We start from the raw sequence: 13,956 nt of genomic DNA, 5'->3' as shown, positions 1-13,956 counted from the left end.
CGTTCTGCGTCGGTTCAGTGGGAGGGGACGCCGGGCGTGCGGCGGGTGAGCGCGTGCCGCACCCCGGTTTCGGTGAAGGTCAGCGCTGCCGCCGCGACCGCGCCCAGCAGGATCAGGCCGAGCGCGTACGAGCCGTAGGCGCCGTACAGCGAGCCCATCACCAGCGGCGGCACGAACCCGCCCAGGCCGCCGGCCGCGCCGACGATGCCGGTGACCGAACCGACCTTGTTCGCCGGAGCCAGCAGCGCCACCAGCGCGAACACCGCGCCGCTGCCCGCGCCGAGCGCGGCGGCCATGGTCAGGAAGGCGATCGTGCCCACCGGCGCCAGGGCCGGCGTGAAGGACTGCGCGAGCGCACCGGCCAGCACCACACCCAGCGCCCCGGCCAGGACCCGCACCGGGCCGATGCGGTCGGACAGCCAGCCGCCCATCGGCCGCATGGCCACCGCGAGCAGCACGAAGCCGGCCATCCGGTTGGCCGCGTCGGCCTGGGCCAGGCCGTAGCCGGTCTTGAGGTAGGTGGGCAGGTAGACGGAGAAGGCGACGTAGCCGCCGAAGGCCACCGCGTACAGCGCGGACGCCTGCCACGTGACGCCTAGGCGCAGGGTGGCGGCCAGACGCCGGCCCAGCGGTTCGGTCGGCACGCTGCGTCCGGGGGCATCCCGCAGCACCAGCGCGGCCACCAGCGCGTAGGCCGCCAGGACGGCCGCGGTGATCAGGAAGGGCGTCGACATGCTGTGCGCGTCGACCAGCTTCACCGTGGTCAGGGCGCTGATCGCGGTGCCGCCCATGCCCATGCCGAAGACGCCGATGGCAAGGCCCCGCCGCTCGGGTGGGAACCATGCGCTCACGAAGGGCACGCCGACGGCGAACGAGGTGCCGCCGATGCCGAGGAAGAACCCGCCGGCCAGCAGGGCGGTGAGCGAGGAGTGTCCGGCCAGGCCCAGGTAGAGGACGGGCACGATGGTGGCGGCCGAGACGATCGGGAACATCACGCGCCCGCCGAACCGGTCGGTCAGCGCGCCGACCGGGATACGGCCCAGGGAGCCGACCACGACCGGCACGGCCACCAGCAGCGACTGCTGGAAGGAGGTCAGGTCCAGGGTGTCCTTGAAGCGAGGGCCGAGCGGGCTGAGCAGCGCCCAGGCCCAGAAGTTGACGGCGAACCCGACGGTGGCCAGGGCCAGCATCAGCCACGCCCCTCCCGGCGCCGGTGCACCCGAGGCCGTCCTGCTGCTCTCCGTCGTCGAAGACTGGACCATGCTGTCCGTCCCTTCCCTCTTGCTCACGGTCGTTCTGCCAACGGGGCCGCAGACGATCGGCGGCTCCTCAGCCACTGTCCGCTGCCGGACACCTGGGAGGCATGGGCCATGGGTCCCTGCCGCCGGGCTGACGGTCCCCACCTCGGATCAGGCCGAGTCCTCCTCGGACGCGTGCCCCAGATGGCCCGCGCGACTCCTTCGACACCGCGGCTGCGGCCGGGAGGCAAAGTAGGGCCGACCGGCCCTACCCGGCCACGGGATCCCCGCTGACCATGGTGGGATGCTCGAGACCGATGCCTTTCGCATTCTCGACCGGGATGCTTGCCTTCGCCTGCTGGCCAAGGTGCCGGTCGGCCGGGTTGTGTACACCCGGCAGGCGCTGCCCGCGGTCCTCCCGGTCAACTTCTCCCTGGACGAGGACGCCTCCGTCCTGCTCTACACCTCTTCCGGCTCCGACCTCGTACGCGCCATCGACGGGGTGGTGGTCGCCTTCGAGGCGGACGTTCACCGCGGCGACCCGGTCCGGCTGGAGCGTGGTCGTCACCGGCCAGGCCACCGTGGTGACCGACCCCGCTGACCACGAACGGCTCGCACACATCGGCCCGCAGTCCTGGATGCCCGTACGTGACGGAGTCTTCGTCCGCATCGAGTCCGCGCTGGTCACCGGACGCGAGATCACGGGGACGCGCACCACGCGATGAGCCGCGGCCGGTGCGGGCGCCTCTGATTCCTGTCGGGTCGGCAGGGCACCTGCCGACCCGACAGGATCACGTAGATGGAGCCGTCCTCACACCGGAAGCCCGGGCTCGGGGCCTGGAGAGGGTTGCGGCCTGGCGTTGGCGGTCGCGCGCGGTGTGCGGCCGCCCTCGGGGCCGTAGCCGAACCGGATCAGCAGCTGCGGGCAGCGCCGCCGACGCCCTCCGCCCGTTGCCGCCCGCAGATCCATCCATTCCATCGCCTGGTGCAGCATCGAGGTGCGCACCCCGTATTCGGTCGCGGTGAGCAGCACATGCTGCAGCGCCTGGCCGGCCCTCAGCCAGTCCTCCCGCCGGTCCCACGCCGTCCACAACAGTGCCACCTGCGCGTGGCGTTCGAAGTGCAGGGCAGGTAGATGCGGCACGGGCAGCCGGCCGGTGAAGTCCCGCATCGGTATCCGCCCGGACGCGTCCAAGGCCCCGACGGCGGTCATCGGGATGCCGTAACCGGTCTCGCCTCCCGGGGCGGTGAGCCAGCCGCGCGCCTCGGCCACACGGCCCGGATGGGATGCGTTGCGGACCTCGCCCGCCTGGGTCAACCGCAGCAGGCGCCGGGTCCCCATGATGTCGGGAACCTCCAGGTGGGCGCCCTCCGCACGTGCCGCGCTGATCATCTCCGTCACGATCGGCTCCGGCACGGGGCGGCCGGTGAAGGGCAGCCGGCTGCTGTGACGCCGCTCAATGGCCTCGTACAGGTGCCGCAGGGACGCCGATCCGTCCTCGGCGGGCCCGGCCAGTTGCACGATGGCCAGCAGGCCAGGATCGTCCGCCGTGGGCAGCAGCCGGACCACCGGCTCCCAGCCCAGGTGTGCTGCGGCCACCCGAAGGTTGAAGACGGCCGCGCCCACCGACAGATGCTGGGCCCGCAGGTCGGGATCGGTCGTCGACAGCCGCCGTCCGGGGGCGGCGCGGACCTGGATTGACCGGCTGTCTAGATCCAGGCCGAACCGCCAGGGCTGCGTGTTGTGGATCGACGGTGCGGCCACCGCCGCGGCGAGCAGGCACTGAACGGCTGTGGCGTCGACTTCCCGGGTCTGCATGGCGGTGCTCCTTTGCAACGATCTCCCCGTATCGCCCACCTTGCGCCACCAGCCCCGCTCGGAAGAGGGTTGACCGGCCCCTGCCGGCGCGCCAAACGGCCTTAAAGCCGTGCGCCGGACGACGGCGGGCGCCCCTACGGAAGGCCCAGGATCTCGGCCTGCCCCATGGCGAGTCTCCGGGGCCGCCCTTGTCTCCCCGGATCCCGGGTCGCGGCCGCCAGTCGTTCGCCGGTCCAGCCGCCGAAGGGGACAGCCGGCCAACCATTTGTCCCCGCCCGGCCCTGTACCAGTAAGGCAGCCCCGAGGCAGGCTGGACACGACCACTCTCCTTGCAGGGCCAGTGCCATGACCGTCACCGCCGCAGTGCTCCACCTACTGATCCTTACGGGCGCGTTGTATGACACAGTTCGTCTGCTGACATCGGACGAGGGCGGCCGCCCGCTCCGGTCCCGGCTGTGGGGCCACCGTGCCGCACTCGAGACGGCCGAGCGGCGGCTGGTGAGACGGCGGCTGCAAGGCCGGATCGACGCGGCCGCGTACCGGGCGGGGATGCGCTCCCTGACCGACGGACAGCGCGCACCGGGGCCACGAGGTCACGGCTGACACGGAATACGGGCTGCGGCCCGGCTCGGGATTCGAAGCCCTGCCCCGGCGGACCGCACGGCGACGAAGCCCGGCAAGCGGCGTCGGATTCGGCCGTCGCACCGTACCGAAAAGGGAGCACCCCGCCCAGGGAACGTGCTTTGGGAATAGGTTCTCCCTCAAACGGAGCTGGGCGTATGCCGTGCTATCAGGGGGGCCTGTTTTGCCGCGCAAAATATCCGAAGCCGAGGCCGTCGAAGCCATGACACGTCGCGGAGCGCGCCCCGTCGAACCCTTCCCAGGGACCCAACATCCGTGGAAATGCCGCTGCTTGACCTGCAACCAGGTGAGCGCGCCGCGCTACAACGACGTCGTGAACAAAGGAACCGGAGCCTGCAACAAGACCTGCCGTTCCCTCAAGATCGCTGCGAAACTCACCCGTGACGGGGCGCAGGCGGCCGCCGTCATGCTCGAGTGGGGCTGGGAGCCTCTTGTCGGCTATCCGGGAGCGGGAAAGCCCTGGCCGGCCAGGTGCATCCACTGTGGGGCGATCAAGCCGAAGAAGCTGTCACACGTTCAGAACGGCCGCGGCGGCTGCACCAACTGCGCCGGACGTGAGGTCACCGATGAGTCTGCACGCAAGCTGATGCGTGCGGCCGACCTGGAGCCTCTCATCGCCTATCCGGGGTCACTGCAGCCTTGGCTGTCTCGCTGCCTGCGCTGCTCTCATGTCGCAACCCCCACGTACGCGAAGGTCCGCGCCCGCGGTCACCAATGCTGGTCGTGCCGCTCGGAGAAGATCTCAGACGCCCTGCGGCTCGACGACGAGGTGGCCATCTCCAGCATGCTGGAAAAGGCCCTCGAACCGCTTGTGAAGTATCCCGGCAGCACGGAACTCCCCTGGAAATCACGCTGCATGACGTGCGAGACGGTCCTGGACCCGGGACCGACGCTGCACAACATCCGCGGTCCGCAGGGTGGCTGTCCCACCTGCGCGGAGCGTGGCATCAACCCCGCGCGGCCGGGCTACCTCTACCTCGTCGTCCACGACGGTCACCGTGCTCTGAAGTGGGGCATCGCCAACATCGAGCAGCGCCTCACCCAGCACCTCTCCCAGGGCTGGCAGTTGGTCGCACGATGGAATTTCGACCTCACCGGTGACGCCTGGGCGTTCGAGCGCCAGATCAAGATGTGGATTCGGGGCCGGGGTATCCCTCGGGCTCTGACCTCCGACCAGATGAAGTACCGCGGGCATACAGAGACCGCCTTCCTCGCCGATATCGACCTTCACCTGGTACGGCAGCACATCGAGTCCCTGATCGGCCGCCGCCCGGATGAACCGCCGCAGCTGTAGCGCCCTTCCGCCCCAACATCTCACCGCGCTCTTTCACAGCTCCAGCTGGTGACGCTCGCGAGACTGTCAGTCTGCATGGTCCGCCCGCCTCCTCGGCGGGTCGGCGTCGCCGCCCGCCCGGCGCGACTTCGACTGGGTCCGCACCCTGGAGACGGCGGGGAGGCAGCCGTCGCGGGCCCTGAACGAGGGAGGCGATGGTCCGCGTCGGGCCGGGTCACCGGCCCGACGCCCCACCCTTGTGCGGTGCCTGTGCTCAGCCTTCCGCGTGGGCCAGCCACAGGTCGGGGCCGAAGACCTCGTAGCGGATGTGGCGGGCGGGGATGCCGGCCTGCAGCAGCTGGGCCCGCACGGTGCGCATGAAGGGCAGTGAGCCGCACAGGTAGACGTCGGCGTCGGCGGGCAGGTCCAGTGCGTCGAGGTCCATCAGACCGGTGCGGGCGCCGGGTTCGGCGGCGGCGTCCTGTTCGTACCAGAACTCGGTCCGGGCGTCGGGCAGTCGGCCGACGAGGCGGCGGGTGTCCGCGCGCAGGGCGTGGTCGGCCGGAGAGCGGTCGGCGTGCAGCACCGTGACCGGGCGGGCGGCTCCGGTCGCCGCGAGGTGTTCGAGCATGCCGACCATCGGGGTGCAGCCGATGCCGGCCGAGACCAGCAGCAGCGGGCCGTCGGCGTCGTCGAGGACGACGTCGCCGAACGGGGCGGACAGGGTGAGCTCGTCGCCGGCCCGGACGGTGAGGTGCAGCTGGTTGGACACCTCGCCCTCGGGGGCGTCGGCCACGCTCGCGACCCGTTTGACGGTGATACGGCGCAGCTGGTCGCCGGGGGCGCCGGAGAGGCTGTACTGGCGCAACTGGTGTATGCCGTCGGGCATCTTCACGCGGACGCTGACGTACTGGCCGGGCCTGCCGGAGGGGATCGGGCCGTCGTCGGCCGGGCGCAGCAGGAAGGACACCGCGTCGGGGGTCTCCTCCCGCCGCTCGACGACCGTCCACTGTCGCCACGGATTGCGGGGGTCGACCTGCGCCTCCTGGTACAGGCGGGCCTCCCGGGCGATGAGCGCGCCGGCCATCAGCCAGTACACCTCGTCCCAGGCGGCGGCGACCTCCGGCGTGACCGCCTCGCCGAGCACGTCGGCAATGGCTCCGAACAGGTACTTGTGGACGATCGTGTACTGGTCCTCTGTGACACCAAGTGCGGCGTGCTTGTGAGCGATCCGCGACAGCAGCGCGTCCGGGCGGGCGTCGGGGTCGGCGAGCAGTGCCTGTGCGAAGCCTGCGATGGACCCGGCCAGAGCGCGGCGCTGTTGTCCGCTGGCCTGGTTGCCGCGGTTGAACAGCCCGTCCAGCAGCTCTGGTTGCTCGGCGAACATCGTGTCGTAGAACCGCGCCGTGATCTCGTCCAGGGCTCCGCCGACGGCGGGAAGGGTGGCACGGACGACGGTGGCCGACTCGGGCGAAAGCATGGGTCTCCTCAGCAGTACGGATGTGCAAGGGGATGGCGCTCACCATCGTGGCTTGATCCACGTACGGGGGCCGAGGGCCGAATGGCCTTCCCTTTGAGGCCGATCGGCTCGTGCGGATGCGGACACCCCCACCACCGGACCCGTTGGCGGCAACAGCGCCCCCGGCCACCCCTCGGTCCGAACGGGCCACGGGGTCGCGCCTGGTTTCCGTGCGGGTCTCCAGCGACCGCACGCGCCAAACACCTCAAGGACAACCGACAGCAACGTGGGGCCAATTCGTCCCTCGTCTCGTCCCCACACGCCGTGCCGGAAGTGCGCGGAAGACGCCGATCACAAACGCCATCGTCCCGCCGCGAAGATGAAACGGTCCCACAACCAGACGGCCATGCGGCCAACGGTCCGATCGGGGACCTCCGCCGGATGTGCCTTGATACCGACGCCAGGGCCGCCCACCGAGGCCGTGCCGCTGAGCGAACACTCACATATGCGCGCGATCGCAAGGCCCAGTCAGACGGAAGCGGTCTTGCAGTTACACGATGTCGAGAACGTCAGCGACCGGGCGGCGGGGCGTGGCCGGACCTCGCGGGCCGTAGCCGAGACGCAGCACCATCTGCACCTGCCCCGTGCCCGATCCCGGGTCACGGACCAGCAGGCGCAGCTCGGGGGTCTCCAGCGCGTGGGAGGTGAGGGAGGTGGCCAGGTCGGCCAGGGTTGCCTCCAGGAGCACCCGTTCCAGTGCCTGACCGGCGCGCAGCCAGTCGGCGGGGCCGTCGCCGGGGGTGCTCAGCAGGGCCAGGTGCGGGGTGTACTCGAAGGTGGTGGTGCCGCGGTCGGCCACCGGTCGGCGCCCGGAGAAGTCCCGTACCGGGGCCTTGCCGTCCCGCTTGCGCGGCCCGAAGGCGTACTCGGGGACACCGTCGACGGCTGTGTCCGCCTCCGGGCCGAGCCGGGTCCAGCGGACGAGGTCCTCGCGGGCGCCGGAGTCCATGACATCGCGGCTCTCCGCGTCGCGGACCAGGTCGAGCACCGTCTCGGCATGCCAGGGGCCGGGGAAGAGCAGGGCGGCCGACTCGCGTGCCGCCGCATCCTGCAGTGTGGTCCGGATGTCCTCGGGGATGTCCTTCTCCGCGAAGGGATGGCGACTGGTGTGTCGCTGCCGGATCACCCCGTGCAGCCGGGCCAGCTCCTCGTCCGGCGCGCGCCCGGCCTGCCCGGTCAGATCGACGGCGGCGAGCAGCAGCGGGTCCTGCGGCTCGGGCAGCAGCCGGACGTCCGGGGTGAGGCCCGCGTGCGCGGCGGAGACGCGCAGGTTGAACAGTGCCGCCCCGCAGCCGATGTGCAGCGCCCGGTTGCCGTGATCGGAACGGGGCATGGCCCGCTCGAGGTCGGCATACAGCAGCAAGAGACGTTCACCGGACAGGAAGCGGAAACGCCACGGCTGAGCGTTGTGCATGGACGGCGCCGCGGTGGCCTCGGCGACCAGCGTGGTCACCGTCTTCTCTCGCAATGCCATGGCATCCTCCTCGCACGCACCCACCGGGACGCAGACCCCACTGACGGCTCGGCGGACACGCCACACGCTGTGGCGGTCAGCCCGCGCCCGGCCGGCTGATCCCAGTGTCCGCCTCATGGGACCTGCCGGGCGGGTGAAACCCCGAATGCCGTCCATACTTCTGCGCGAAGCCCCCAGTACGTGGAGTGATCATTCGGTTTCAGGCTCTGTGGGATTTCGGAGGGAGCACGCTGAGCTACGGCCAGACGCCTGCCCACAGGGCTCCGCACCGTGCCGTGATGTGCAGATTGTTGGCGCCTCAGGTGGTGGGCGACCGGACGAGCGTGTTGTCACCGCTTCGGCCGGCGAAGTAGTCCGCGACGTTGGCCACCGTCGTTTCGGCGATCTGGCCGACGGCGTCCCGGGTGAAGTACGCCTGGTGCGAGGTGACCAGGACGTTGTTGAAGGTCATCAGCCGCGCGAGGCGTTCGTCGGTCATCACCTCCAGGGACTTGTCGAGGAAGAACACGCCGGCTTCCTCCTCGTACACGTCCAGGCCGACGCCGCTGAGCCGCCCCGCGCGCAGGGTTTCCAGCAGGGCGTCGGTGTCCACGAGGCCGCCGCAGCTGGAGTTGACCAGGAGCGCGTCGTCCTTCATCAGCCCCAGGGCACGCGCGTCGAGGAGGTGGTGGGTGTCCGGCAACAGCGGCACGTGCAGGCTGACGAGGTCCGCCTCGGCGAACAGCCGCTCCCGCTCGACGTACTGCATGCCCAGGGCCAGGCAGTCCGGGTTCTCGGCGACGTCCCAGCCCAGCAGCCGCATCCCGAAGCCGTGGGCGATCCGCGCGAACGCGGCCCCGATCTTGCCGGTGCCCACCACACCGGCTGTGCGGCCGTGCAGGTCGCGGCCCATCAGCCCGTCGAGCCGGAAGTCGAACTCCCGGGTGCGGTGCGCGGCACGGACGATCCGCCGGTCGACGGCGAGCGCCAGCGCCCAGGCGAACTCGGCGACCGAGTAGGGCGAATAGGACGACACCCGGGCCACTGTCAGGCCGAGTTCCCCGGCCGCCGTCAGGTCGATGTTGTTGTAGCCGGTGGCCCGTTGGGCGATCATCTTCGTGCCGCCCGAGGCCAGGGTGCGCAGGACCTCGGCGTCGAGGGTGTCGTTGACGCTGGTGAGCACGATCTCGTGCCCGGCCGCGGTGGGGGCGGTGTCCCGGTTGAGGAAAAGTCCCAGACAGCGCAGTTCATGCCGGCCCGCGAACTCACGTGTGAATGCGTCGTGCAGCAGCGGCTCCTCGTCCGCGAGGACGCCGTACGCAATGGCCTCCACGTGCACTCTCCTTCTGTGGTGCTGCGGCCCCGGGCGACACCGGATGCCCGGCGATCCGGTGGTGAGCGGGAATCAGAGGTCCTGGGGGTCGACCGGCGTCCCACGCTGCTCGAGGTCCATGCCTGCCTTGCTCTGCGCGATGATCTCCTGCACGTGCTGTTCGATCTGCTGAGGGTCGAGGCCCAGTGCCTTTCCTATGTGAACCGACCACACCTCGGAGCGCAGGTTGGTCTCGAAGTCCAGATCGGCGCGTACGTTCTCGCGTGCCGCCTGCCGGTTCTGGCTGACCATGACGAACGTCGACAGGAAAATCGCTTCCAAGCTGACGATCATGGTGAGCAGCCCGTAGGGATACGGGTCGAAGATCTCTGCTTTCCCGAGCAGGCCCTCGTTCAGCGCGATCCAACCCGTGAACCAGACAGCGTGCAGGTAGACGAACCGCATCGTCCCCGCGAACGAGGTGATCGCGTCGGCGACACGGTCCTGCGAGGTGCGCATCCGGGCCAGCCGGACACGCTCGTGGGGAACGCGGACAGCAGCGCGCCGAGGACGGCTTCGGCCCGCGGAAGCGGGGCTGCTCTCACCGGCGGAGCCCGGCTTCACGCCCTCCATCCGTCGTCCTCTCGATTGGTGCCCGATGGTGACCGGGGTCCGCTCCCAGCATGCGGGACGGGATATGTGCCAGGTGTGGGCCGCATGGGGACGGCATCGGGGACGTTCGGCCCAGCCGCCTTCCGCGAAGAACGCCGGCTCAGTTCTCTTCGCGCCGGAGCCGGTCCTGGGCCTGGGTGGCTATCACCGCGGCCTGGATGCGGCGCTCCACGCCGAGCTTGGCCAACAGCCGTGAGATGTGGTTCTTCACCGTCTTCTCCGCGAGGTAGAGCCGCTGGCCGATCTGGCGGTTGGTCAGTCCCTCGCCGATCAACGCCAGGATCTCCCGCTCCCGGCCGGTCAGGCCGGGCAGGGCGTCCGGCTCCTCCTCCTTCTGCTGGTCGTTGCGCAGTCGGGCCATCAGCCTGGTGGTGGCGCTGGGGTCGAGCAGCGACTGGCCTGCGGCGACCGTGCGGACGGCCGAGACCAGGTCGGAGCCCTGGATCTGCTTCAGCACGTAGCCGGACGCCCCGGCCATAATCGAGTCGAGGAGTGCCTCCTCGTCGTCGAAGGAGGTCAGCATCAGGCAGGCCAGGTCGGGCATGCTCGACCGCAGTTCGCGGCACACGGTCACGCCGTCGCCGTCGGGCAGGCGCACGTCCAGGACCGCCACCTGCGGGCGCAGCGCGGGGACGCGGACCAGGGCCTGCGCGACGGTACCGGCCTCGCCGACCACGGTGATGTCCGGCTGGTCGTCCAGCAGGTCGCGCACCCCGCGCCGTACCACCTCGTGGTCGTCCAGCAGGAAGACCCGGATCGGATCCTCGTGACCGGGTCGCTGACCGTCCGCCATCGCCATCTCCTCGTTCTGCGCTGTCCGTCGCGGTGCCGGCAGCGCCCCCTGGGCGTGACCGGCCCCCTGCCTCTCAGAGATCCTCCGCGATCACGGGCCGAAGAGCCAGGGCCGGTCGCCCCCACTGCGCCGCCGGCACCGCCCGGTCCGGGTGTGGCAGCTGGAAAACCGCAGGTCCTGAAGGGTCCGAGGAACAAGTCAACCGTGCCAGTAACAGTCGGCGGATTCCGGGAGGTCCATGCCGTCATGTCCGGGAGTCCTCGCGCGACCGCGCGTCCCCATCCGCTGGCGTACGTCGACGGCCCGCACCGCCAGGCCCGGCCAAAGGTCGATGACGTCCATGACCGGTCGTTACCGGTAGTTCGTTAAATCCGGAGGTAGAGATCAATACCGTGTCCGGTGGTGACCGCGTCGATCAGGGCCTGGAGATCGGGGGGTGGGTCTCTGTCCGTCCAGGATCGCCACCATCGGTTCAGGGTGGTGGCAGGGGTGAGCCAGGCGCGGACCGAACGTAATGCCTTGGGCCAGCAGGGCAGTTGGGGTGGGTGGGGTTCGGTTGGTCCCCCTCTCTGGCCCCTCGTCGGGGCACGGGTCCGGGGCGGTGGCGTCCAGGGGTCCGGGTGGGGCGAACCACTGGTCCCAGCAGAAGGAGAAGGCGCAGTTGACCAGGGTCTGGTGGCGGCGGATGGCGCGGTCGGAGCGGACTTGGAAGTCGGCCCAGCCGAGTTCGTCCTTGATCTGTTTGTAGCTCTGTTCGATCCAGGGCCGCAGGCCGTAGAGGCGGACGATCTCGGCGAGGTCGGCGGGCGGGTGCGGGCTGGTGGCGGCGTGGGGTGCGTCGAGGTTGGGCAGGTTGGTGGCCAGGTACCAGGTGGCCTTCTCCGGCAGCCGGGCTGGGTCGGTGGTGGCCACGACCAGACGGCAGGGCGAGTCGGGACCGTAGCCGCCCAGTCGGGCATCGGCGGCCCACCAGGTCTCGGTGTGCCCGTCGCGGAAGTGACGCTCCACGGGCGTCCAGTCGCCGGGACGCTTGGCATCGCGCCAGGTCAGGGTATGGGCGGCCTCGATAGGAGTGTGCGGCTGGTCGGCCGGAACCCAGGTGCCGCGGTGCGGCTTGAGCGCCACCACGTAGGCCAGGCCGGCCTCGCGCAGTGCGAAGTACCAGTCGTCGCTGACGGAGTAGGCGCAGTCGGCGACCACCGCCCGGCAGCCGAAGCCCGCTTGCTTGCCCCGGGCCGCGAGGGCAGCGGACAGCTGTGGTTTCGTGCGGAAGGCGGGATCGGACCGGCCGCGGGGGAAGTGGTGGGCGGGGGTGTAGGGGTGCGCGTGCAGCGGGTAGTAGACGTGGCCGTCGGTCCACACCGTGGTCACCGTGACGATGCCGTTGTCGGTCTTGCCCAGCCGGCCCAGCCACTTGCCGGCCCACGTGCGCGGTCGCGGTGCCGTCCTTGCGGTCCCCGGAGTCGTCGATCACGATGACCCCGCCGTCGTGCGGAGCCGTCGCCGGCTCCTCGCGCAGCAGTTCAAGCCGCCGGTCGTTGATCTGCTCGGCCTCCCAGGGCGACTCGGACAGGAAGAACTGCAGCCGCTGCACCCCCGGCATTCCCGCACCGGCCACCGGCTCCGCCCCTGCCAGGCAGGTGATCGTCTTGTTCCGCTCCCGCGGCGCCAGCAGCCCGGTCAGATACTCACGAAACCCCCGCCGCTGGGCCAGGCTGAAGAAGAGGTCGTCGAACCGGGCAGCGTAGTCCTCCAGCGGCCCCGGCGCGCGGACACGGACGGCGAGCGGTCATCTTCAGCCCCCAGCACGGCAGTTGGCCCCTATCACCGGCCTACGACCAACTCGACCCGTCGTCAACCCACACCACCGCCGGATTTAACGAACTACCGGTAACAGTCCAGGTTGGCGGACGGTCATGGCACCCGGCGTGATGATGCTCGCAGACCGGGCTCTGGAACATGATCCTCCTTGGGCTGAAGGACCTCGTGATCCTTCGGGCACCCGGAAGGCCGCGAGATGCCGAACGGCCCGCGGGTGCCGCTGCTTGTGCAGACCGGCCCCCTGCTTCCGTAGGTGTTCTCGGACGAGGTTCGGCTCCGAGCGCACGACTCTCGGATGGGGTGGGGGGACCACCCCCGGTCCGCTCGACATGGGCATCGCTTTGCTGGCACGTATTGCTCTATGGACGCTGGCATCGTGGGCACTACGCGCGGACGCCATCGGCCGATGGGGCCTGTCGGCCCCTGACCGGGGACCTGCGGTCTCTGCACCCGGTCTCTCCTCGTCGCCACTCTGGAGTCAGAACCCCGACCTGGAGGTGGACACCATGTCCCGCAACGTCACCGTGGGCCTCGACGGCTCGTCCGAGAGCCGCGCCGCCGCCGAGTGGGCGGCCCGCGAGGCGAAGCTGCGCGGACTGGCGCTGCGGCTGGTGCACGTCTGGGAACCCGTCCCGGAGCCCATGGCGCAGGCCCCGCTCCTGGGGGCCGAGACGCAAGCGCACTGGAGCGAGCGCATTCCGCGTGAGACGGCCGAGGGACTGCGCCTGCGCCATCCCGGGGTGCACGTGGACATGGAGCAGATTTCCGGCAGGCCGGCGGATGCGTTGGCCGGGGCGGCGAAGGATGCCGAGCTGTTGGTCCTCGGCTCCCGCGGGCTGAGCGGGATCGGGGGATTCCTCGTCGGATCCGTCGGCATGGCCGTCATCGCGGACACGGAGACCCCCGTCGTGCTGGTGCGGGCCGGAGAGCAGGCCGCCGACGAGCACGAGGCGGATCCCGCGGGCATCCCGTCCGCCGCGACCGCGTACCGGCCCGTGGTGCTCGGCCTCGACATCGGCCACCCCCATGACACGGTGATCGCTTTCGCCTTCGAGGAGTCCGCCCGCCGCGGTACCTCGCTGAGGGTCGTGCACGGCTGGAACCTTCCGCCCTACTCCGCCTACGGCCTGCCCGCCGACCTCGAGCTCAACGCCGAACTGGGCCGACAGGAGGCTGCCGCGCTGACCGAGGTGCTGCGCCCCTGGCGGCAGAAGTACCCGGACGTCGAGGTCGCCGAGGAGTCCCGGTCCGGAAGCCCTGCCAACCACGTCATAGACGCCTCCCGCGACGCATCGCTGGTCGTCGTCGGCCGCCGGATCCGCCGCAGCCCGATCGGCGTCCACATCGGATCCGTCACGCATGCGGTACTGCACCACGCCACCGCGCCCGTCGCCGTCGTCGCGCACGACTGAAC

General features: G+C 70.5%; 9 protein-coding genes and 2 pseudogenes. 3 read left to right on the top strand and 8 right to left on the bottom strand.

The genetic code is table 11. The annotated features are described in order from the left end of the window. Positions 1–14 precede the first annotated feature (14 nt). Positions 15–1,262, bottom strand: a complete 1,248-nt coding sequence (locus ACZ7D7_RS26140; protein ID WP_470827371.1) for a nitrate/nitrite transporter — start codon at positions 1,260–1,262, stop codon at positions 15–17. A 280-nt stretch (positions 1,263–1,542) separates the two neighbouring features. Between ACZ7D7_RS26140 and ACZ7D7_RS26135 the strand changes: the two are divergent. Further along, positions 1,543–1,963 (top strand): annotated as a pseudogene (locus ACZ7D7_RS26135) (pyridoxamine 5'-phosphate oxidase family protein). 86 nt (positions 1,964–2,049) lie between these two features. On the opposite strand, the gene ACZ7D7_RS26130 reads toward ACZ7D7_RS26135, so the two are convergent. Continuing rightward, the gene (locus ACZ7D7_RS26130; protein WP_470827369.1) at positions 2,050–3,057 is read right to left on the bottom strand and encodes an Acg family FMN-binding oxidoreductase; all 1,008 of its coding nucleotides are present in this window, start codon (positions 3,055–3,057) and stop codon (positions 2,050–2,052) included. A gap of 913 nt (positions 3,058–3,970) precedes the next feature. Here ACZ7D7_RS26130 and ACZ7D7_RS26125 point away from each other — a divergent pair. Then, positions 3,971–4,993 carry a hypothetical protein gene (locus ACZ7D7_RS26125; RefSeq protein ID WP_470827368.1) on the top strand — a complete coding sequence of 341 codons (1,023 nt, stop codon included), beginning with the start codon at positions 3,971–3,973 and terminating at the stop codon, positions 4,991–4,993. Between the two features lie 253 nt (positions 4,994–5,246). Here the strand turns inward: ACZ7D7_RS26125 and ACZ7D7_RS26120 are convergent, their stop codons facing one another. From ACZ7D7_RS26120 to ACZ7D7_RS26095, 6 genes and pseudogenes are all read right to left on the bottom strand, one after another. Beyond that, complete coding sequence (locus ACZ7D7_RS26120) at positions 5,247–6,452, bottom strand: globin domain-containing protein (RefSeq protein WP_470827367.1); 1,206 nt, start codon at positions 6,450–6,452, stop codon at positions 5,247–5,249. A gap of 529 nt (positions 6,453–6,981) precedes the next feature. Further along, complete coding sequence (locus ACZ7D7_RS26115; protein WP_470827365.1) at positions 6,982–7,965, bottom strand: Acg family FMN-binding oxidoreductase; 984 nt, start codon at positions 7,963–7,965, stop codon at positions 6,982–6,984. A gap of 298 nt (positions 7,966–8,263) precedes the next feature. Further along, complete coding sequence (locus tag ACZ7D7_RS26110) at positions 8,264–9,277, bottom strand: 2-hydroxyacid dehydrogenase (RefSeq protein WP_470827364.1); 1,014 nt, start codon at positions 9,275–9,277, stop codon at positions 8,264–8,266. A 72-nt stretch (positions 9,278–9,349) separates the two neighbouring features. Continuing rightward, on the bottom strand, positions 9,350–9,889 hold the full coding sequence (locus ACZ7D7_RS26105; RefSeq protein WP_470827362.1) for a DUF1003 domain-containing protein: 540 nt from the start codon (positions 9,887–9,889) through the stop codon (positions 9,350–9,352). 139 nt (positions 9,890–10,028) lie between these two features. Then, complete coding sequence (locus ACZ7D7_RS26100) at positions 10,029–10,721, bottom strand: response regulator (RefSeq protein WP_470827361.1); 693 nt, start codon at positions 10,719–10,721, stop codon at positions 10,029–10,031. A gap of 384 nt (positions 10,722–11,105) precedes the next feature. After that, positions 11,106–12,514, bottom strand: a pseudogene (locus tag ACZ7D7_RS26095) (IS701 family transposase). 534 nt (positions 12,515–13,048) lie between these two features. Between ACZ7D7_RS26095 and ACZ7D7_RS26090 the strand changes: the two are divergent. Further along, a complete protein-coding gene (locus ACZ7D7_RS26090) occupies positions 13,049–13,954 on the top strand; it encodes a universal stress protein (protein WP_470827360.1) in 906 nt (301 codons plus the stop codon). Positions 13,955–13,956: the final 2 nt, after the last annotated feature.

It is taken from the genome of Streptomyces sp. NPDC037054, assembly GCF_055606745.1.
Note: the sequence above shows the minus strand (reverse complement) of the source record. Positions and strands in the feature narration are given on the sequence as shown.